Genomic DNA, 19,148 nt, shown 5'->3' with positions numbered 1-19,148 from the left:
CTCCGCCTCGCGCAGCTTCGTTCCCACTTAAAACGGCACCGCGCGGCTGGCAAGGCGATCAGCCGTGGTCCTTGAGCAGGCGCTGCTTTTGCCGTTGCCAGTCGCGCTTGGCCTCGGTGGCGCGCTTGTCCTGGGTCTTCTTGCCCTTGGCGATGCCGATCTTCAGCTTGGCGATGCCCTTGTGGTTGAAATACAGAACAAGCGGCACCAGCGTGTAGCCCTTGCGCCGCGTGTCGGACCACAGCCGCGCCAGTTCGCGGCGCGACACCAGGAGCTTGCGGCGGCGGCGTTCCTCGTGGCCCCAGGTCTTGGCCTGTTCGTAGGGCGGGATATAGCCGTTGACCAGCCACAGTTCGCCGTCTTCGACGCTGGCATAGCTTTCGGCGATGTTGGCGCCGTTCTCGCGCAGCGACTTCACCTCGGAGCCCTGCAGCATGATCCCGCATTCGAGGTCGTCCTCGATCGCGTAATCGTACCGCGCCCGCCGGTTTTCGGCGATCACCTTGTAGTTGGGGTCTGTCTTCGGTTTGGCCATGGTGGGGGGCATATAGGCGAAACCGGCGCGCGGGGGAAGCGGTGCCGGGGCGTGGGCGGGGCGAATCGGGTTCGGGGTGAGTCGGGCCGCGGTTGGGGGGATTCGAGGCGAATTCTCCTAAGAGACGATGAAAATACGCGGAAAAACGGTTTGTTCTCGTTTTGCGAACCGTCGAAAGAGGGCGAAACGGCCATCTTTGATTGTCCCGCGCGGCGAAACCGAAACCGGGGCTTTGCCGGGGCGACCTAATCTTTCCGACAGGTTTGCCCGGGGCACTGTCGCCGCTTTGTGGACAGGGCGGGGCAGGGCCCGGGGCGCTTTGTGGGCGGGGCGTCACCAAAGCTCCACAAAGCCGCGAGAACGCACCTGACTCTTGACCAATTCGGGGGCTTAAGTCGCTCACGGGCCGGTTGCGACCGGTCCTGCGTAAGGGTCCTTCGGGGCTCGTAACCAGTGGTGTGGTTGCTTGGGGTGCGCGGGCCTTTGGGTCGTACCGGTCCGTTGCACCCCAACGCACCCGCGGTCTGCGCCGAAGGGCGGCGGGCCGTGGCCACGACATGGGGACAGGTCATGTCCGACCGGTATGCCGACCCCGCCGCGCGGGGCAATCCTGCCGCCGCACGCAGCCCGGGCCCTGGCGGGCCCCGGGGCGTGGCGGCCGCGCCCGGCTGGGCGCTGCCCGGGTTCGGGCCGATGACGCGGATCACCACGCAGCTGGGCGATTTTCCGGCGCAGACCCTGCGCGTGGGCGACCGCGTGCGCACCCGGCGCGGGCCGTTCAAGCGTATCGTCTGGCTTGACCGGGTGGTGCTGGACGAGGGATTCCTGGCGCATCACCCCGAGGCGCTGCCGATCCTGATCCGGCCGGGGGCGTTCGGCGCGGGCCTGCCGGCGCGCGACGTGGTCGTATCACCCGCCCAGCGGCTGCACGGCCCGCGGATGCAGCCCGGCGCGCGCCCGCAGCCGGCGGGGATGCTGACCACGGGGCCGCGGGTGATGCGCAAGCCCGAGACGGTGTTCACCTACACGCTGTTCCACTGTGACGAGCTGGTGGATGTGCATGTCGAGGGGCTGTGGGTGCCGATCCCGCCGCGCGCCCCGATCGCGCCCGCCGAGGATTGATCGCGGGCCGCGCCGGTCTATCCTTTCCTGCAGGGAAGGCCCCGCAAGAGGGCCACGGGGGACGGCCATCGCCAGACAGGGAGGAGTCGGCCCATGAGGATCCGTCAATCTTTGCCATATGCCGCCAGCGCCGCGCTGTGTGCCGCGCTGGCCCTGCCCGCCTGGGCGCAGGACCGCACCCCCGCCCCCGAGGGCGCGCGGGCCTATATCATCAGCCCCGAGGACGGCGCCACGGTTTCGGGGCCGGTGACGGTGCGCTTCGGGCTGGAGGGGATGGGCGTTGCGCCCGCGGGAACCGAGGCCCCGCATACCGGGCATCACCACCTGATCCTGGACGTGCCGCAGGAGGGCTATGATTTCTCGGTGGCGGTGCCCGCTGATGACAACCACATCCATTTCGGCGGCGGCCAGACCGAGGTGGTGCTGGACCTGCCCGCGGGCACGCACCGGATGTGGCTGTTGTTGGGCGATGCGATGCACCTGCCGCACGCGCCGCCGGTGATGTCCGAGCCGATCACCGTGACGGTGGAGTAGGGGGCTGTTTCGCCTTGCTTGCGCAAGGCGACCGGGCGGGGGGCGCTGCCCCCCGCGCCCCCCGGGATATTTTCGGCCAGAAGAAGCACGATGAGGGGGTGGGCTGGCGGTCATGGAACGCCTCAGCGCGGTGGCAGGTCGACCGTTTCGAGCCAGGGCTTGATGTCGAGAAGCGGGGTGTTGTCGAAGCAGTCGATGGCGTCGATGCCGATGGTGGCGGAGTCGGGGTCGATCGCGGTGATGCGCACGGTGGCCTGGGAGATCGTGTTGGGCCGGTTGGGCGAGCGCAGCGCGAAGGTGCCGCGCGGTTCGGTGACGTGGCGGGGTGCCTGCACCAGCAGGTCGCGCCGGGCGCGGTCCATCCAGTAGAGCAGGATCACCGGCTGGCCGACCTGGAGCCCCGCCAGCGCGGGCGCGAAGGCGGGGTCGAGGTCGATCCGTGCGGGCCGGCCGGTTTCGCGGGCGCGGCCGATATTCCTGGGGCAATCGCCCGGCCCCCAGGGCGAGCGGATGCGGCCGATGGGGCGCAGGCGCGGGCCGTCGGGGTCGGGGGCGCCCTCCAGCACCACCTCGCCCGGGCGCAGCCGGCCCGTCATGGTCAGTTCAGCAGGCCGGCATGGCGCATCGCGGCGTCGATCCTGGCCGCGGTGCCCTCGGTCACGGTGACCAGCGGGGTGCGCACCTCGTTGGTGCATTTGCCCAGCCGAGAGAGCGCGTATTTCGCCCCGGCCACGCCCGGTTCGAGGAAGATCGCGATATGCAGCGGCATCAGCCGGTCCTGGATTTCCAGCGCCCTGGCATAGTCGCCGGCGAGCGTCGCCTCCTGGAACTGGGCGCAGAGGCGGGGCGCGACGTTCGCGGTGACGGAAATGCAGCCGCGCCCGCCATGGGCGTTGAAGCCCAGCGCGGTGCCGTCCTCGCCCGAGAGCTGAAGGAAATCGGGGCCGCAGGTGATGCGCTGTTTCGGCACGCGCGACAGGTCGCCGGTGGCGTCCTTGACCCCGATGATGCGGGGCAGCTTTGCCAGTTCGCCCATCGTTTCGGGCATCATGTCGACGGCTGACCGGCCGGGGATGTTGTAGATGATGATCGGCAGCTTGCAGCAATCGTGCAGCGCGGTGAAATGCGCGATCAGCCCCGCCTGGGTGGGCTTGTTGTAATAGGGGGTCACGACCAGGGCGGCGTCCGCGCCCACCTTTTCGGCGTGCTGCATGAAGCGGATCGCTTCCTGGGTGTTGTTCGAGCCCGCGCCCGCGACCACCGGCACGCGGCCATCGGCGGCGCGAACCACTTCCTCGATCACGGTCTCGTGCTCGGCATGGGTGAGGGTGGGGCTTTCGCCGGTGGTGCCCACGGGCACCAGGCCGTGGCTGCCCTCGTCGATCTGCCACTCGACCAGGCGTTTGAGCGTGTCGAGATCCACCGCGCCGTGCTTGAACGGCGTTACCAGGGCGGGAAGAGACCCTTGCAGCATGACACGCTCCTTGTCCTTGTGCTTCACTGGGGCGGCGGGCGAGTCGCGCCCGCCGCAGCGCGCCGGACCCTATAGCGCGCCGGGTCGGTTGCCAAGTTTGTGTATTGCACGTTTCGGCCGCGCCGTGAGAGCCTGAGTTCCGTTTTTCGAAAGCCACCTGTTCGCCGATGCGCCTGACGTTTCTTGTGCTGGTCCTTGCCCTGGCCGTTCCGCTGCGCGCGGGGGCGGTGACGCCCCTGGTGCAGGCGATGGAAGATGTGCGCGCGGATCGCTGGACCGAGGCGTGGGACCATGCGGGCCGGGCGGGGCCGGTGGCGCGCGACATCGTCACCTGGCGCTGGCTGCGGGCGGGGCAGGGCACGTTCGACGATTACGTGGCGTTCCTGGCGCGTAACCCCGACTGGCCGGGGCTGGACCGGGTGCGGGCCGAGGGCGAGGGCAAGATCCCCGGCCATGCCGACCCGGACGCGGTCCTGGCCTATTTCCGCGATGCCGGGCCGGTGACCGGGGCCGGTGCGCTGCGGCTGGTGCAGGCCCATGCGGCGCGCGGCGAGACGGCCGATGCGCAGGCGATGGCGGTGCTGGCCTGGCGGACGCTGGCGCTGTCGGAGGGGGCGCAGGTGGCGTTGCTGGCGCGGTTCCGCGCACAGCTGGCCGAGCACCATGCCGCCCGGGTGGACGAGATGTTGTGGCAGGGTCATTTTGTGTCGGCCCGGCGGGTGCTGCCGCTGGCGCCCGACGGCTGGGAGGCGCTGGCCGCGGCGCGGATCGCGCTGCGCGAGCAGGCGCCGGGCGTGGACGTGCTGATCGAGCGGGTGCCCGAGGCGCTGCGGGGTGACGCGGGGCTGGCCTATGAGCGGTTCCTGTGGCGCGCGCGCAAGGGGCGCAACGCCGATGCGATCGACCTTATGGAAGAGCGCAGCAGTTCGGCCGCGGCGCTGGGACGGCCGGGGCAATGGGCGGGCTGGCGGCGGGTCTTTGCCCGGCAGGTGCTGCGCGAGGGGGATGCGAAGCGGGCCTATGGTCTGGCGGCGCGGCATTTCCTGACGGGGGGCGAGGATTACGCCGACCTGGAATGGTTGGCGGGGTTCATCGCGCTGCGGTTCCTGGGGGACGCGGACACCGCGTTGGCGCATTTCCGCAGGTTCGAGGCGGCGGTGGAAACGCCGATCAGCCTGGGCCGGGCGGGGTATTGGGAGGGCCGCGCGCTGGAGGCGCTGGGCCGGGCCGAGGAGGCGCAGGCGGCGTACCGGATGGGCGGCGCGCACCAGACGAGTTTCTACGGGCTCTTGGCCGCCGAGAAGGCCGGGATGGCGATGGACCCGGCGCTGGTCGGCGACGAGACCTATCCCGAATGGCGCGATGCGCCCTGGGCCGAGGGCTCGGTTCTGCGGGCGGCGCTGATGTTCCACGAGGCGGGCGAGCGCAACCTGATGGAGTGGTTCCTGACGCACCTGGCCGAGACCGCCGGGCCCGAGGGGCAGCGCCAGCTGGCGGGGCTGGCGCTGCGGCTGGGCGAGCCGCATGTCGCGCTGCGCATCGCCAAGGTGGCCGCCGGGCAGGGCAACGTGATGATGGCGGCCTATTTCCCGGTGACCGACCTGGCCGAGGCCGACCATCCGGTTCCGGCCGAACTGGTCCTGGCGATCGCGCGGCGGGAAAGCGAGTTCGACCCGGGCGTGGCCAGCGGGGCGGGGGCGCTGGGGTTGATGCAGCTGATGCCGCGCACGGCCGAGGCGATGGCCGAGAAGCTGGAGGTGAGCTATTCCACCAAGGCGCTGACCCGCGACCCGGCCTATAACGCGCGGTTGGGGGCGGCCTACCTGGCGCAGCTGATCGAGGAATTCGGGCCGAACCCGGTGCTGGTCTCGGCGGCCTATAACGCGGGGCCGAGCCGGGCGCATCGCTGGGTGGCCGAGCGGGGCGATCCGCGGTCCGCCGGGGTGGACGTGGTGGACTGGATCGAGATGATCCCGTTCCGCGAGACGCGGAACTACGTGATGCGGGTGGCCGAATCGCTGCCCGTCTATCGCGCGCGGCTGTCGGGGCGGACGGGGGTTTTACGGCTGTCGGAGGAGTTGAAGGCGGATTGAGCGGCGGGGAAGGGTTTCGCCCCGGCTGGCGCCGGGGCGACCGGCTGGGGGCGCTGCCCCCAGACCCCCGGAGTATTTTCGCCAAGAAAAAGGGGCGAGGCCGGCCCTAGCCCTGCCGGCGTTCGCGCCAGAGGGTGAAGAGGCCGGCGGCGACCACGAGGCCCGCGCCGAGGCCGACGTTGGGGGCGAGCGTTTCGCCGAAGACGGTGATCCCGAGGGCCGATGCGAAGACCAGTTGCAGGTAGGCGAAGGGTTGCACGGCGCTGGCCTCGGCCAGTTCATAGGCCTTGATCAGCAGGAAATGCCCGGTCGCCCCGGTGACGCAGAGGCAGGCCATCCAGCCCCAGTCCGGCGCCGTCATCGGCTCCCACGCCCAGAGGCCGATGGCGGTCATCGCCACGGCGCCGGTGGTGCCGGTCCAGAAGAAGCTGGTGGCCGCGCTGTCCTGGCGGGCGACATGGCGGGTGAGCAGCCCGTACAGCGCGAACATGAAGGCGGCGGCGAGCGGGATCAGCGCGGCAGGCGAAAACACCCGCAGCCCGGGTTGCAGGATCACCAGCACGCCGAGGAACCCCACCCCGATCGCGGCCCAGCGCCGCCAGCCGACGCGTTCGCCCAGCACCGGGCCGGAGAGCGCGGCGACGAGAAGGGGATAGCAGGTGAAGACCGCGTGGCTTTCCACCAGGCCCAACAGGACGAAGCCCACGACCATCACGCAGATCTCGGCCGCGAGCAGGAGGCCGCGGAACATCTGCACCAGCGGCTGGCGCGTGGCGGCGGCGGCGCGCAGGCCGCCCGCCTTGCGGGTGGCCAGGGCGATCACGAAGGCGGCGAAGAACCAGTAGCGGATCATCACCACCATCAGCACGTTGTATTCCCCCGCGAGGTGGCGCGAGAGCCCGTCCTGCAGGGCGAAGACGAAGGTGGTGGCCACCATCAGCAGGATGCCGAGGCGGGTGTTCTGTTCAGTCATGCGGGGCGCGCCGGGCCACGGTCATGTGGCGCTTGCGGCCGAAGCCGGGGCGGCGTTCGACGGTAAAGCCCGCCTCGGCCAGCGCGCGGCGGACGTGGCCGGCGGCGGTATAGGTCGCCGCCGTGCCGCCCGGCGCGGTATGGGCGGCGACCTGCGCCATCAGGCCGGGGGCCCAAAGCTCGGGGTTCTTGGCGGGGGCGAAGCCGTCGAGGAACCACGCATCGGCGCGGCCCGGCCAGGCGGGCAGGGTGTCGCGCGCGTCGCCGATGACGATCTCGGCGACCAGATCGGGGGTTTCGATGCGGCGCGCGCCCTGCGCCCAGGCATCCAGCAGGGGGGCGGCAACGGCGTGCGCCTCGGGGAAGGCGGCGAGGGCCTGTTCCATGTCGGCGGGGGCCATCGGGAAGGCCTCGAAACTGGTGAAGCGAAGCGGGCCGGGCGTGGCCGCGGCGCGCCAGGCGATGAGGGCGGCGAGCAGGTTCAGCCCGGTGCCGAAGCCCAGTTCGGCGATGTGAAAGCCCGGGCGGAACCGGCCCGGCAGGCCATTGCCCGCCAGGAACACGTGGCGGGTTTCGGCCAGACCGTCGCCCAGCGAGAAATACGGGTCGTCGAAGCGCGCCGAGACGGGCACGCCCTCGGAGGTCCATGAAATCGGGGCGCGCTGGCCTTGGTCCATGACTTGTCCTAGACGGTCGGTGAGGTCGGGCGCGAGCATGGGGAAGGGCGCGGGCAATGGCAACGGTCGACGTGACGGTGATGGGGGCGGGGGTGTTCGGGCTGGCCTGTGCCCACGCCTGTGCCAGCCGGGGCGCCCGGGTGCGCGTGGTGGAATGGTCGCATCCCGGCGCAGGCGCAAGCGGTACGCCGGTGGGCGCCCTGGCCCCGCATGTGCCCGAGCAGTGGAACGACAAGAAGGCGTTCCAGTTCGAGGCACTGGCGATGGCCGGCGATTACTGGGCGCGGGTCGAGGCGGTGTCGGGGCGGGCCACGGGATATGCGCGGCTGGGGCGGTATCAGCCGATCAAGGACGAGGCGGCGCTGGAGCGGGCGCGGGCGCGGGCGGCCGAGGCCGACACGCTGTGGCAGGGCAAGGCGGAATGGCGGGTGATCGCGGCGCCCGCGGGGGGCTGGGCGCCGGTTTCGGCCAGCGGTTACGTGATCCACGACACGCTGTCGGCGCGGATCGCGCCGCGCGCGGCCTGCGATGCGCTGGCCGGTGCGGTGCGCGCGCTGGGGGGCGAGGTCGCCTGCGGGGCCGAGGGGCCGGTCGAGGGGCGGGTGATCTGGGCCACGGGCTATCCGGGGCTGGCCGCGCTGTCGGCGGAACTGGGCCGCGCGGTGGGCAGCGGGGTCAAGGGGCAGGCGGCGATCCTGGCCCATGACGCGCCGGACGCGCCGCAGGTTCATGCCAACGGCGTGCTGATCGTGCCGCATGCGGACGGGACGGTGGCGGTGGGGTCCACCACCGAGCGCGAGTTCGCCGACCCCTGGTCGACCGATGCGCGGCTGGACGAGGTGATCGCGCGGGCGCGCGCGATCTGTCCGGCGCTGGAGGGGGCGCAGGTGATCGAACGCTGGGCCGGGGTGCGGCCGCGGGCGCAATCCATCGCGCCGATGCTGGGGCCGTGGCCCGGGCGGGCGGGGCATTTCATCGCCAACGGGGGGTTCAAGATCGGCATCGGGCTGGCGCCGAAGGTGAGCGAGGTGATGGCCGACCTGGTGCTGGACGGGCGCGAGGACGGTATCCCCGAGGGGTTCCGCGTCGAGGCGAACCTGTAAGGGGTCAGCGGTTCTGGATGTAGGTTTGGTAAAGCCAGACCAGCAGCATCGCGCCCAGAACGGCGCCGACGAACCCGGCGGCAAAGCCCGACAGCACCAGCAGGAAACGCAGCACCAGCCCGCCGATCAGCGCGCCGAAGATGCCGATGGCCATCGTGGTCGGGATATCGGCCTCGACCCGCATGAGCCGGGTGGCGAGAAACCCCGCCGCCGCGCCGATGATGATGAGGAACAGGATGGACATGGGGCCAATATGGGGGGTGCGGCCGGATTCGCCTAGGGGCGCGCCGGAGGCGCAGCCGCCCGCCTGTCAGGCGCGGGGCGGGCGGTGGCCTATTCCGGGTCGAAGGCCTGCATCGAGACCATGCCGTCGGCCAAGGCCTTGATGGTTTCGCGTTCCTGTTCGCCGCCCGGCAGCAGCAGCACCAGCATCAATGCCCCCACCAGCCCGGAAAAACCCAGGAGTTCGTACTTGATCGATTTCATCTGCTCTGCCTCTTTTTATCGGGGCAGCATGTCACCTGTGCGGCTTTGCGGCAATCCGTCATCGCGGAGTCGTGTTCGCGGCGTGGCGCGGGGGTGTCAGTCCAGCCGGTCGGGCAGGGTCAGGCCGCTCAGGATCTCGGCCGCCTGCATGGGGCGTTTGCCCTGGCGCTGGGCCTGGGTGATCTCGACCGCGCCGGTGCCGCAGGCGATTCGCAGCCCGTCGAGCACGGTGCCGGGCGCGCCCTGGCCCGGCACGGTGCGGGCGCGCAGCAGTTTCAGCCGTTCGCCGCCCGCCTCGCACCAGGCGCCGGGGAAGGGCGACAGGCCGTTGACCTGGCGCGCGATATCGGCGGCGGGGCGGGTCCAGTCGATGCGGGCCTCGGCCTTGTCGATCTTTTCGGCATAGGTGACGCCGGTATCGGGCTGGGGCGCGGGGGTCAGGTCGGGCAGGCGGTCCAGCGCCTGAACGATCAGCCGGGCGCCCATGGCCGACAGCCGGTCGTGCAGGTCGCCGGTGGTTTCCTGCGCGCCGATCGGGGTGGCCTCGCGCAGCAGGACGGGGCCGGTGTCCAGCCCGGCCTCCATCCGCATGATGCAGATGCCGGTTTCCGCGTCGCCCGCCATGATCGCGCGGTGAATGGGCGCAGCCCCCCGCCAGCGCGGCAAAAGGGACGCGTGGATGTTCAGGCAGCCGTTGCGCGGCGCGTCGAGGATGGGTTGCGGCAGGATCAGGCCATAGGCCACGACCACGGCGATATCGGCGGCCAGCGCGGCGAACTCGGCCTGCGCCTCGGGGGTTTTCAGCGATGTGGGGTGGCGGACGGGCAGGCCCAGCGCCGTGGCGCGGGCATGGACGGGGGTGGGGCGATCCTTCTTGCCGCGGCCGGCGGGGCGGGGCGGCTGGCAGTAGACGGCGGCGATCTCGTGGCCCGCGTCCACCAGCGCATCCAGCACCGGGACCGAGAAATCGGGCGTGCCCATGAACACGACGCGCATCAGCGGCCCCTTTGCTTTTCGGCCTTCTTCAGCAGGCGGTCGCGTTTGAGTTTCGAGAGGTTGTCGAAATACATCCGCCCGTTCAGGTGGTCGATCTGGTGCTGGACCGAGGTGGCCCAGAGGTTCACGAAATCCCGGTCCTCGGTTTCGCCATCGGCGTTGAGGAACCGCACCGTGACCGCACGGGGCCGCTTGATCGTGGCCCAGACGCCGGGCAGGCAGGGGCTTGCCTCGTCATGGGCGTTCAGCTTGACCGATTCGTGCAGGATCTCGGGATTGGCCATGCGGATGGCTTGGCCGCGTTCCTCGGAGCAATCGACAACGGCCAGCCGCAGCAACACGCCGATCTGGTTGGCGGCAAGGCCCACGCCCTGGCCGGGCATCGCCTCCATCGTGTCGATCATGTCGGTCCAGATCGCGCGGATCTCGTCGGTGATCTGGGCCACGGGTTCGGCGGGGGTGGACAGCCGCTTGTCGGGCCATTGCAGGATGTCGCGGATCATGCGGAATAGGCCTGTTCCAGCGCGGCGCGCAGGTCGGGCGCGACGCGGTCGAAGGTGACGATGCCGTCGAGGTGGTCGATCTCGTGCTGGGCGCAGATCGCGGGGAAGCCGGACAGCGTCTCGCGCAGTTCGGTGCCGTCGAGGTCGCGCCAGCGGACGGTGATTTCCACCGACCGTTCCACGTCGGCGACGACGCCCGGGATCGACAGGCAGCCCTCGGGGCCGGTGGCGGTGTCGTCGGAACGGGCCTCGATCACCGGGTCGAGGAAGACGCGCGGCGCGCGCGGACCCGCCCGGCCGTTCGGGTCCATCACGAAGAGCCGTTTCAGAACGCCCACCTGGGGCGCGGCCAGCCCGCGGCCGGGCGCGGCATACATCGTGTCCAGCATGTCGTCGGCGAGGCTGCGCAGATCGTCTGTGATCTCGCCCACGGGCGCGCAGGGCGTGCGCAGCCTGTCGTCGGGCCAGCGCAGGATCGGCAGGGTGCCCATCAGGCGATCCGGGTCCGCTCGCGTTTCAGCTTTTGCATCTTGCGGGTGATAAGCTGGCGTTTCAGCGGCTTGAGGTAGTCGATGAACAGCTTGCCCTCGAGATGGTCGATCTCGTGCTGGACGCAGGTGGCCCAGAGGCCGGTGAACCTGTCCTCTTTCGCATCGCCCGAGGGGTCGATCCAGCGCACGATCACCTCGGCGGGGCGGGTGACCTCGGCATAGGTTTCGGGGATCGACAGGCAGCCTTCCTCGTGGATGTTGCGATCGTCGGATTCCCAGACGACCTCGGGGTTGAACATGGCATAGGGGTTGGGGCGGGCGCCCTCGTCCTTGGCGCAGTCCATCACGATCAGCCGGTGCGACAGGCCCAACTGCGGCGCGGCCAGCCCGATGCCGGGCGCGTCATACATGGTTTCCAGCATGTCCTCGGCCAGGCGCTGCAATTCATCCGAGATGTCCGACACGGGGTCGGCCACCTTTTTCAGGCGCGGGTCGGGGTGGATCAGGATCGGTCGAATGCTCATGGAAAGGGGATTTAGGCGAATCGATGCGCGCGCGCAATGCGACCAAGGCTTGCGCCCGCGGGTTCAGGCGCTAGGGTCGCGCCGCACGGACAGGAGGCCCCCATGAATTTCGACGAAATCATCGAGCGCCGCGGCACCCATTCGATGAAATGGGACATGATGGAGCCGATCTATGGCGTGCCCGCCGCCGACGGCATTCCGATGTGGGTGGCCGACATGGATTTCCGCCCGCCCGCCTGCGTGGGCGATGCGGTGCGCAAGATGGCCGAGCACGGGGTTTACGGCTATTTCGGCGATGACAGCGCCTACAAGGCGGCGATCGGCTGGTGGATGAAGGCGCGCCACGGCTGGACCGTCGATCCGGCGTGGATTTTCACCACGCACGGGCTGGTGAACGGGACGGGTCTGTGCGTGGACGCGTTCACCGCGCCCGGCGACGGGGTGGTTCTGTTCACGCCGGTCTATCACGCCTTTGCCCGGGTGATCCGCGCGGCGGGGCGCAAGGTGGTGGAATGCCCGCTGGTCAACACGGGTGGCCGCTATGAGATGGATTTCGACGCCTATGACGGGATGGTCGAGGGCGCGAAGATGGTCATCCTGTGTTCGCCGCACAATCCCGGCGGGCGGGTGTGGACGCGCGCGGAATTGCAGGGCGTCGCCGATTTCGCGCGCCGGCACGACCTGGTGCTGGTGTCGGACGAGATTCACCATGACCTGGTCTATCCGGGGCAAAGGCACATTGTGATGGACCTGGTGGACCCAGCGGTGCGCGACCGGCTGGTGATGATGAGCGCCACGACCAAAAGCTTCAACATCGCGGGCAGCCATATCGGCAATGTCATCATCCCCGACGAGGCGCTGCGCGCGCGGTTCGCGGGCCGCATGGGGGCGCTGGGGATTTCGCCCAATTCCTTTGGCATGGAAATGGCGACGGCGGCCTATTCCCCCGAGGGGGCCGAATGGATCGACGCGCTGATGGCCTATCTGGAGGGCAACCGGCGGCTGTTCGACGCGGGGGTGAACGGCATTCCCGGGCTGGCCTCGATGGCGCTGGAATCGACCTACCTGGCCTGGGTGGATTTCGCGGGCACCGGCATGGCGGCGGAGGAATTCACCGCCCGCGTGGAACGCGACGCGCGGATCGCGGTGAACCACGGGCCGACCTTCGGGACCGGGGGCGAAAGCTTCCTGCGGTTCAACCTGGCCACGCCGCGCGCCCGGGTGGCCGAGGCGGTGGAGCGGCTGCAACAGGCGTTCGCCGACCTGCAATAGTGCGCTGATGCAGGGGGCGTGCGCGCGCCCTGCGAATATGCACAGGTCACACCGGCCCTATCTGATGTCCTGAAAAGGAGGGCATCATGGGCCAACTGATCGACGGCGAATGGCAAACCGGCTGGTACGACACCGAAAAACACGGCGGCGCGTTCGTGCGCTGGGACTCGGCGTTCCGCAACTGGATCACGGCGGATGGCCGCCCGGGGCCCAGCGGCGAGGGCGGGTTCGCGGCCGAAAGCGGGCGTTATCACCTGTATGTCTCGCTGGCCTGCCCCTGGGCGCACCGCACGCTGATCTTTCGCCAGCTGAAGGGGCTGGAGGATCATATCGACGTCTCGGTCGTGCATCCCGACATGCTGGACGATGGCTGGACCTTCTCGACCGATTTCCCCGGTGCGACGGGTGACACGTTGTATGGCCTGCCCTATCTGCGCGACGTCTATACCAAGGCCGCGCCGAAGGTGTCGGGCAAGGTGACGGTGCCGGTTCTGTGGGACAAGCGGCAGCAGACCATCGTGTCGAACGAATCGGCCGAGATCATCCGCATGTTCAATTCGGCCTTTGACGGGCTGACCGGCAACCGTGACGATTACTGGCCCAAGGGGCTGCGCGACGAGATCGAAGAGGTCAACGCGCGGGTCTATGACACGGTGAACAACGGGGTCTACAAGGCGGGGTTCGCCAGTTCGCAATCGGCCTATGACGCGGCGGTGAGCGCGCTGTTCGACAGCCTCGACTGGCTGGAGGACCGGCTGGCCACGCGGCGTTACCTGGTGGGCGAGCGGGTGACCGAGGCCGATTGGCGGCTGTTCACCACGCTGGCGCGCTTCGACGCGGTCTATCACCTGCATTTCAAGTGCAACCGCAACCGGCTGATCGACTTTCCGAACCTGTGGGCCTATGCGCGCGAGCTGTATCAATGGCCGGGCGTGGCGGGCACGGTCGATTTCGACCATATCGTGCGCCATTACCATTACAGCCACGACATGATTAACCCCAACCGGATCATCCCGATCAACCCGGTGATCGACTGGTGGGCGCCGCATGGGCGCGAGAGGTTGGCCGCCGCCTGAGCGGTTGCCAGCGGGCCGAAGGCTGCTAGGGTGCTGGGCGACAAGCCTTTTCGGAGCCCGCCCATGCATTTCGTGCCCGCGCTTGCCGCCTGCCTGGCCCTGGCGCTGCCCGTCGCCGCGCGGGGCGACACGCCCTGCGGGGGCAGCTTTTCCGGGTTCGTCGCCGGGCTGAAGGACGAGGCGGCGGCGCTGGGCCATGACCGCAGGTCGGTTGACCGCTTTTTCGCCGCCGTGCGCCCCGACCCCGAGGTGATCCGCCGCGACCGGGCGCAGGGGTTCTTCCAGCGCGATTTCATAGATTTCTCGCGCCGGCTGATCAGCCAGAACCGGTTGGACAACGGCCGGCGCAACGCCGACCGCTACGGGTCCGTCTTTACCGTGATCGAAAAGCGCTATGGCGTGTCGCGCGGCGTGCTGCTGGCGTTCTGGGCGCTGGAAACCGATTACGGCGCGGTGCAGGGCGATTTCAACACGCTGAACGCGCTGGTGACGCTGGCGCATGATTGCCGCCGGCCCGAGCTGTTCCGCCCGCAGGTTTTCGCCGCGCTGACCCTTTTCGAACGGGGCGATTTCGACCCGGCGGGCACGACGGGGGCCTGGGCGGGCGAGATCGGGCAGGTGCAGATGCTGCCCGCCGATATCCTGAAGAACGGGATCGACGGCGATGGCGACGGGCATGTGCGGCTGAAAACCTCGGCGCCGGATGCGCTTATGTCGGGGGCGAACATGCTGCGCGACCTGGGCTGGCGGCCGAACGAGCCCTGGCTACAGGAGGTGGTGATTCCCGACACGCTGCCCTGGGCCGATACGGGGCTGGACCACGAAAAGAGCGTGGCGGACTGGGCGGCGCTGGGGGTCAGGGGGCGCGATGGTGGGCTGGGGCCCGCGGACCTGTCGGCCTCGGTGCTGTTGCCGATGGGGCGGGGCGGGCCCGCGTTCCTGGCCTATCCGAATTTCCGGGTGTTCTTCGAATGGAATCGGAGCCTGGTCTATGTGACCACGGCGGCCTACCTGGCGACGCGGCTGGAAGGCGCGCCGCCCTATGACCCGCGCACTCCCGAACCGGGGCTGTCGGGGGCCGAGATGAAGCTGTTGCAGCAAAAGCTGGCCGCGCGCGGCCATGACGTGGGCGGTATCGACGGCATCCTGGGCGAGATGACCCGCGCGGCGGTGCAAAAGGAACAGCAACGCCTGGGTCTGCCGGCGGATTCCTGGCCGACGCGGGCGTTGCTGAACGCGTTGTAGGGCCTAGGGGCCGGTCTGCACGCCCGTCATGGACGGGGCGGGATCGTCCGCGGCAACGATGGGCGCGACGGCAAGCGCCGCGAAGAAAATCGCCAGAGCGAGGAATTCACGCATCGAAAAGCCCTCTTGCGAGGCGGTCACTGAACACGCGGAAATCGCCCTATGTGCGAGTTCCGTTACGGCACCATACGCCTAATAGGCGTCCCGAAGTGTTAACGCTTTGGTGACGCATGTGCAATCGGCAAGGTTTGGCCGATGCTGTGGCAGCGCGTCGCCGGGGGGCTGAAAGCCTGCCAAGGCCCTTGCAAAGAAAGAGAAATACCTTGATCGCACCGTGCTGCCGGTGCCGGGGTGCGCCCCCGGTGACCTGTTGCACAAAGTGCACACAAGGAAACATTGATCAATCAAGGGGGGAGAGTGGGCGAGGCGCGGCCGGTCAGGCGACCAGAGCCTCGGCCTTTTTCAGGTCGACCGAGACCAGCTGGCTGACGCCCTGTTCGCCCATGGTCACGCCGAACAGCCGGTCCATCCGGCTCATGGTGATGGCGTGGTGGGTGATGATCAGGAACCGCGTGTCGGCGCGGCGCACCATCTCGTCCAGCAGGTCGCAGAAGCGGGTCACGTTGGCGTCGTCGAGCGGCGCGTCGACCTCGTCGAGAACGCAGATCGGGGCGGGGTTCGACAGGAACACCCCGAAGATCAGCGCCAGCGCCGTCAGGGTCTGTTCGCCCCCCGACAGAAGCGACAACGTGGACAGCTTCTTGCCCGGCGGCTGGCACATGATTTCCAGGCCCGCCTCGAGCGGGTCGTCGGATTCGACCAGCACCAGCTTGGCCTCGCCGCCGTTGAAGAGGTGCGTGAACAACATGCCGAAATTGGAATTGACCTGTTCGAAGGCGGTCAGCAGGCGTTCGCGCCCCTCGCGGTTCAGGCTGGCGATGCCCGCGCGCAGCGCCTTGATCGCCTCTTCGAGGTCGTGCTTTTCGGCGGTGAGGGTATCGTGTTCCTCTTGCACGGCCTTGGCGTCCTCTTCGGCGCGCAGGTTCACCGCGCCCAGCGACTCGCGCTGGCGTTTCAGGCGGGTGACGTCGTGTTCGATCTGCTCGGCGCTGGGCATGGCGTCGGGATCGGCGTCGAGCGTGTCGAGCAGCGCCTGGGGCGTCGTCTCCATCTCTTCGGCGATGCGGGCGGCGGCCTGGGCGACGGTGGCGCGGGCGGCCTCGGCGCGGGCCTGGGCGGCGGCGCGGGCCTCGCGGGCCTCGCCGGCGGCGCGCTCGGCGTCGCGGGCGGCGCGGTCGGTCTCGCGCAGGGCGGCTTCGGCCTCGGCGAGCGCGTCGGCGGCGGTTTGGCGGCGGGTCTCGGCGGTGTCGATCGCGGCGTCCAGTTCGGCGCGGCGGGCGGCGATTTCCTCGGGGGCGGCGGTGGCCTTGGCCAGCTCGGCCTCGGACGTGGCCTTGCGTTCGGTCAGTTCGGCGATGCGGGTTTCGGCGTTTTCCAGCCGGCTGCGCCAGCTTGCGGCCTCTTTCGCGATCTCGGAGAGCCGCCGGGCGCGCGCCTCGGCATCGCGCTTCAGCTCGTCATGGGCGGCGCGGCGCGCGATCATCGTCATCCGCGCGGCCTCGACCGTGGTCTTGATGTCATCGACCTCGGCGCGGGCGGCATCGAGATCGCCCAGATCGGCCAGCGCGGTTTCGGCCTCTTTCAGGCGGGCGCGGGCGGCGGTGGCCTCGTCCTCGTGGCGGGAAACGGCCATCTTGGCCGATTCCAGCTTGCTGGCGGCGATGTCGCGTTCGCCCTCGGCCCGCGAGAGCGCGCGGCCGGCCTCGGCCAGGTCGCGGTCGGCGGCGCGGCGGGCCTCGCGCGCGGCGCGGTCGGCCTCGGTGGTGTCGGCCAGCTGGGCGGCCAGAACGGCATGGGCCTGCGCGGCGCCCTCGGCGCGGGCGGTCGCCTCTTCGAGGTCGCGTTTCAGTTCGACCAGGCGGTTGAGCTGTTGCAGGCGCAGGGCGGCGGCGCTGGGCGCGTCCTCGGCCCCGGCGCGGAACCCGTCCCAGCGCCACAGGTCGCCCTCCGGGCTGACAAGGCGCTGGCCGGGTTTCAGCGCGGGTTGCAGGCGCGCGCCGGTTTCGCGGTCGGGCACCAGCCCGATCTGGCCGATGCGGCGCACCAGGACGTCGGGCACCGACACGTGATCGGCCAGCGGCGCGGCGCCGTCGGGCAAGGGCTGCGCCCGGTCATAGGGCGGCAGCGCGACCCAGCCCGAGGCGGCGTCGGCTTGGACCGCGGGGGCGCGCAGATCGTCGGCCAGTGCGGCGCCCAGCGCCTTTTCATAGCCCTTGTCGACGCCCAGAAGGTCGAGCACCTGGCCGCCCTCGGCGGTGTCACGCTCGACCAGCCGGGACAGGGCGGCCACCTCGGCGCGCAGCGCGCCGGCCTCGCCTTCGGCTGCGGATTGTTCGGCGCGGGCCTCGGCCTCGCGGGCCTGGGCGGTGTCGCGCGCCTCGTCGGCGGCGATCAGCGCCTCTTCGGCGGCTTCGGCGGCCTGGGTGGCCTGGGCCTGGCGTTCGGTGGCGGCGTCGACGGCGGCGCGGGCCTCGTCCAGCGCGGCGCGCGCCTCGTCCACGGTGGCGCGGGCACGGGCGGCCTCGGATTCGTTGCGCGACAGGGTCTTGGCCGCGTCCTCGCGCAGGCGCTGGGCGGATTGGTGGCGGGCGGACAGGCGGGCCATGTCCTCGGTCTTCTGGCCCAGCACGTCCTCGCGGTCGCGCAGCACGGCGGCGGCCTCTTGCGCGGCGGCGGCGGCCGCTTCCAGCGCGGCGTCATGGCCGTCATGGGCGGTTTCCAGCGCGGCCTTTTCGGCGTCCAGCCGGGCGATGGTGTCGCCTGCGTCGCGGTTCAGGCCGGTTTCGCGGTCGATATCGCGGCCCAGTTGCGCGATCCGGCCGGTCAGGGTTTCGATGGCGGCGCGGGCGCGGGCGTCTTCCTCGGCCAGGGTGTCGCGCTGGACGGTGAGGCGTTGCAGGATCGCCGAGGCGATGGCCTCTTCCTCGCGCAGGGGGGGCAGGGCCTCTTCGGCGGTGTCGCGCGCGCGGGCGGCCTCGCGGGCGGCGGCCTCGGCGGCGGCGGCGGCGCGGGTGCGGTCGGTCAGCTGGGTTTCGGTGGCGGCGCGGGCGGCGTCGGCCTCTTGCCAGCGGCGGAACAACAGCATGCCCTCGGCGCGGCGCAAGTCCTCGGCGATGGCGCGGTAGCGGGCGGCCTGGCGGGCCTGTCGGGCCAGTTGCGCCAGTTGCTGGGCCAGTTGTTCGATCACGTCGTCGACGCGCGAGAGGTTCTGTTCGGCGCCGTTCAGTTTCAGTTCGGCCTCGTGGCGGCGCTGATACAGGCCCGAGATGCCGGCGGCCTCTTCGAGGATGCGGCGGCGGTTGCGCGGCTTGGCGTTGATCAGTTCCGAGATCTGGCCCTGGCGGACCAGTGCGGGGGAATGGGCGCCGGTCGAGGCGTCGGCGAACAGCATCTGCACGTCGCGGGCGCGCACGTCCTTGCCGCCGATCTTGTAGGCGCTGCCTGCGTCGCGGGTGATCCGGCGGACCACGTCGAGAATGTCGGAATCGTTGAATTCGGCCGGGGCCAGCCGTTCGGAATTGTCGATCTGAAGGCTGACCTCGGCGAAGTTGCGGGCGGGCCGGGTGGCCGCGCCGGCGAAGATCACGTCCTCCATCCCGCCGCCGCGCATCGCCGAGGGGCGGTTTTCGCCCATCACCCAGCGCAAGGCTTCGAGCAGGTTCGACTTGCCGCAGCCGTTCGGGCCGACAACGCCCGTCAGCCCCTCGGCGATCACCAGGTCGGTGGGGTCGACGAAGCTTTTGAAGCCGTTGAGCTTGAGCCGGGTGAACCGCAAGGGGGGTGTCCTGTCCTGATTCCCGCGTGGTCCCCCGATCCTTTGGCCGGTTCCCCGCAGAGTCAAGCGCAGGCCCCATCATCTGGCCAAAGAGGGCGGGTTTTCCACAAGATATTGTTCGCCGCGGCGCGGCGGCGCGCCCGCTTGACC

19 protein-coding genes are annotated in these 19,148 nt (G+C 70.1%); 7 read left to right on the top strand and 12 right to left on the bottom strand.

The annotated features are described in order from the left end of the window. Window positions 1-58 precede the first annotated feature (58 nt). The gene (smpB, locus tag EV662_RS12325; protein ID WP_132462723.1) at window positions 59-535 is read right to left on the bottom strand and encodes an SsrA-binding protein SmpB; all 477 of its coding nucleotides are present in this window, start codon (window positions 533-535) and stop codon (window positions 59-61) included. A gap of 570 nt (window positions 536-1,105) precedes the next feature. Here smpB and EV662_RS12320 point away from each other — a divergent pair. After that, window positions 1,106-1,657, top strand: coding sequence for a Hint domain-containing protein (locus EV662_RS12320; protein ID WP_132462720.1), 552 nt, complete (start codon window positions 1,106-1,108; stop codon window positions 1,655-1,657). Window positions 1,658-1,750: 93 nt separating this feature from the next. Further along, a complete protein-coding gene (locus tag EV662_RS12315) occupies window positions 1,751-2,191 on the top strand; it encodes a DUF4399 domain-containing protein (protein ID WP_132462717.1) in 441 nt (146 codons plus the stop codon). Window positions 2,192-2,313: 122 nt separating this feature from the next. On the opposite strand, the gene EV662_RS12310 is transcribed toward EV662_RS12315, so the two are convergent. Continuing rightward, window positions 2,314-2,787 (bottom strand): TrmO family methyltransferase domain-containing protein, encoded by a 474-nt coding sequence (locus EV662_RS12310; RefSeq protein WP_132462714.1) that lies wholly within the window; start codon window positions 2,785-2,787, stop codon window positions 2,314-2,316. 2 nt (window positions 2,788-2,789) lie between these two features. Beyond that, complete coding sequence (gene dapA / locus EV662_RS12305; protein WP_132462711.1) at window positions 2,790-3,665, bottom strand: 4-hydroxy-tetrahydrodipicolinate synthase; 876 nt, start codon at window positions 3,663-3,665, stop codon at window positions 2,790-2,792. Window positions 3,666-3,832: 167 nt separating this feature from the next. On the opposite strand from dapA, the gene EV662_RS12300 reads away from it, so the two are divergent. After that, complete coding sequence (locus EV662_RS12300) at window positions 3,833-5,758, top strand: lytic transglycosylase domain-containing protein (protein WP_132462708.1); 1,926 nt, start codon at window positions 3,833-3,835, stop codon at window positions 5,756-5,758. Window positions 5,759-5,864: 106 nt separating this feature from the next. On the opposite strand, the gene EV662_RS12295 is transcribed toward EV662_RS12300, so the two are convergent. Further along, window positions 5,865-6,731 (bottom strand): DMT family transporter, encoded by an 867-nt coding sequence (locus EV662_RS12295; protein WP_132462705.1) that lies wholly within the window; start codon window positions 6,729-6,731, stop codon window positions 5,865-5,867. Continuing rightward, a complete protein-coding gene (mnmC2, locus tag EV662_RS12290; protein ID WP_243695837.1) occupies window positions 6,724-7,407 on the bottom strand; it encodes a tRNA (5-methylaminomethyl-2-thiouridine)(34)-methyltransferase MnmC2 in 684 nt (227 codons plus the stop codon). The genes EV662_RS12295 and mnmC2 overlap by 8 nt, the downstream gene beginning before the upstream one ends. Before the next feature lie 56 nt (window positions 7,408-7,463). Here mnmC2 and EV662_RS12285 point away from each other — a divergent pair, with 56 nt between their 5' ends. Next, entirely contained in the window at window positions 7,464-8,510 is a 1,047-nt protein-coding gene (locus tag EV662_RS12285; RefSeq protein WP_132462699.1) for an NAD(P)/FAD-dependent oxidoreductase, read from the top strand. A gap of 4 nt (window positions 8,511-8,514) precedes the next feature. On the opposite strand, the gene EV662_RS12280 is transcribed toward EV662_RS12285, so the two are convergent. The 6 genes from EV662_RS12280 to def (EV662_RS12260) form a co-directional block, all read right to left on the bottom strand. Beyond that, entirely contained in the window at window positions 8,515-8,754 is a 240-nt protein-coding gene (locus tag EV662_RS12280) for a GlsB/YeaQ/YmgE family stress response membrane protein (protein WP_132462696.1), read from the bottom strand. Between the two features lie 89 nt (window positions 8,755-8,843). Next, window positions 8,844-8,996: a hypothetical protein gene (locus tag EV662_RS19565; protein WP_165915586.1), complete on the bottom strand. Its 153-nt coding sequence runs from the start codon at window positions 8,994-8,996 to the stop codon at window positions 8,844-8,846. A 96-nt stretch (window positions 8,997-9,092) separates the two neighbouring features. Then, on the bottom strand, window positions 9,093-9,992 hold the full coding sequence (fmt, locus tag EV662_RS12275; protein WP_132462694.1) for a methionyl-tRNA formyltransferase: 900 nt from the start codon (window positions 9,990-9,992) through the stop codon (window positions 9,093-9,095). Continuing rightward, on the bottom strand, window positions 9,992-10,495 hold the full coding sequence (gene def, locus EV662_RS12270) for a peptide deformylase (protein WP_132462691.1): 504 nt from the start codon (window positions 10,493-10,495) through the stop codon (window positions 9,992-9,994). The genes fmt and def (EV662_RS12270) overlap by 1 nt, the downstream gene beginning before the upstream one ends. Beyond that, window positions 10,492-10,986 carry a peptide deformylase gene (gene def, locus EV662_RS12265; protein WP_132462688.1) on the bottom strand — a complete coding sequence of 165 codons (495 nt, stop codon included), beginning with the start codon at window positions 10,984-10,986 and terminating at the stop codon, window positions 10,492-10,494. Before def (EV662_RS12265) ends, def (EV662_RS12270) begins: the two co-directional genes overlap by 4 nt. After that, entirely contained in the window at window positions 10,986-11,510 is a 525-nt protein-coding gene (def, locus tag EV662_RS12260; protein ID WP_132462685.1) for a peptide deformylase, read from the bottom strand. Before def (EV662_RS12260) ends, def (EV662_RS12265) begins: the two co-directional genes overlap by 1 nt. Window positions 11,511-11,612: 102 nt before the next feature. Here def (EV662_RS12260) and EV662_RS12255 point away from each other — a divergent pair, with 102 nt between their 5' ends. The 3 genes from EV662_RS12255 (at window position 11,613) to EV662_RS12245 (ending at window position 15,103) form a co-directional block, all read left to right on the top strand. Further along, complete coding sequence (locus EV662_RS12255) at window positions 11,613-12,782, top strand: MalY/PatB family protein (RefSeq protein WP_132462682.1); 1,170 nt, start codon at window positions 11,613-11,615, stop codon at window positions 12,780-12,782. A gap of 86 nt (window positions 12,783-12,868) precedes the next feature. Beyond that, a complete protein-coding gene (locus tag EV662_RS12250) occupies window positions 12,869-13,858 on the top strand; it encodes a glutathione S-transferase family protein (protein ID WP_132462680.1) in 990 nt (329 codons plus the stop codon). Between the two features lie 63 nt (window positions 13,859-13,921). After that, window positions 13,922-15,103 carry a lytic murein transglycosylase gene (locus tag EV662_RS12245; RefSeq protein WP_132462677.1) on the top strand — a complete coding sequence of 394 codons (1,182 nt, stop codon included), beginning with the start codon at window positions 13,922-13,924 and terminating at the stop codon, window positions 15,101-15,103. Window positions 15,104-15,539: 436 nt separating this feature from the next. Here EV662_RS12245 and smc read toward each other — a convergent pair whose 3' ends face one another. Beyond that, on the bottom strand, window positions 15,540-18,998 hold the full coding sequence (gene smc / locus EV662_RS12240; RefSeq protein WP_132462674.1) for a chromosome segregation protein SMC: 3,459 nt from the start codon (window positions 18,996-18,998) through the stop codon (window positions 15,540-15,542). Window positions 18,999-19,148: the final 150 nt, after the last annotated feature.

This window comes from Rhodovulum marinum, assembly GCF_004343075.1.
Lineage (GTDB): Bacteria > Pseudomonadota > Alphaproteobacteria > Rhodobacterales > Rhodobacteraceae > Rhodovulum > Rhodovulum marinum.
The sequence above is the reverse complement of the archived record's forward strand: the minus strand, read 5'-3'. Positions and strand labels throughout refer to the sequence as shown.

Bases quoted from the DNA above. Each gene is read 5' to 3' on its own strand.
- EV662_RS12310 (WP_132462714.1), bottom strand. From the start codon at position 2,787: ATGACGGGCCGGCTGCGCCCGGGCGAGGTGGTGCTGGAGGGCGCCCCC.
- EV662_RS12320 (WP_132462720.1), top strand. From the start codon at position 1,106: ATGTCCGACCGGTATGCCGACCCCGCCGCGCGGGGCAATCCTGCCGCC.
- def (WP_132462691.1), bottom strand. From the start codon at position 10,495: ATGATCCGCGACATCCTGCAATGGCCCGACAAGCGGCTGTCCACCCCC.
- def (WP_132462688.1), bottom strand. From the start codon at position 10,986: ATGGGCACCCTGCCGATCCTGCGCTGGCCCGACGACAGGCTGCGCACG.
- mnmC2 (WP_243695837.1), bottom strand. From the start codon at position 7,407: ATGGACCAAGGCCAGCGCGCCCCGATTTCATGGACCTCCGAGGGCGTG.
- EV662_RS12255 (WP_132462682.1), top strand. From the start codon at position 11,613: ATGAATTTCGACGAAATCATCGAGCGCCGCGGCACCCATTCGATGAAA.
- EV662_RS12300 (WP_132462708.1), top strand. From the start codon at position 3,833: ATGCGCCTGACGTTTCTTGTGCTGGTCCTTGCCCTGGCCGTTCCGCTG.
- EV662_RS19565 (WP_165915586.1), bottom strand. From the start codon at position 8,996: ATGAAATCGATCAAGTACGAACTCCTGGGTTTTTCCGGGCTGGTGGGG.
- EV662_RS12250 (WP_132462680.1), top strand. From the start codon at position 12,869: ATGGGCCAACTGATCGACGGCGAATGGCAAACCGGCTGGTACGACACC.
- smpB (WP_132462723.1), bottom strand. From the start codon at position 535: ATGGCCAAACCGAAGACAGACCCCAACTACAAGGTGATCGCCGAAAAC.
- EV662_RS12245 (WP_132462677.1), top strand. From the start codon at position 13,922: ATGCATTTCGTGCCCGCGCTTGCCGCCTGCCTGGCCCTGGCGCTGCCC.
- dapA (WP_132462711.1), bottom strand. From the start codon at position 3,665: ATGCTGCAAGGGTCTCTTCCCGCCCTGGTAACGCCGTTCAAGCACGGC.
- EV662_RS12295 (WP_132462705.1), bottom strand. From the start codon at position 6,731: ATGACTGAACAGAACACCCGCCTCGGCATCCTGCTGATGGTGGCCACC.
- fmt (WP_132462694.1), bottom strand. From the start codon at position 9,992: ATGCGCGTCGTGTTCATGGGCACGCCCGATTTCTCGGTCCCGGTGCTG.
- EV662_RS12285 (WP_132462699.1), top strand. From the start codon at position 7,464: ATGGCAACGGTCGACGTGACGGTGATGGGGGCGGGGGTGTTCGGGCTG.
- EV662_RS12280 (WP_132462696.1), bottom strand. From the start codon at position 8,754: ATGTCCATCCTGTTCCTCATCATCATCGGCGCGGCGGCGGGGTTTCTC.
- def (WP_132462685.1), bottom strand. From the start codon at position 11,510: ATGAGCATTCGACCGATCCTGATCCACCCCGACCCGCGCCTGAAAAAG.
- EV662_RS12315 (WP_132462717.1), top strand. From the start codon at position 1,751: ATGAGGATCCGTCAATCTTTGCCATATGCCGCCAGCGCCGCGCTGTGT.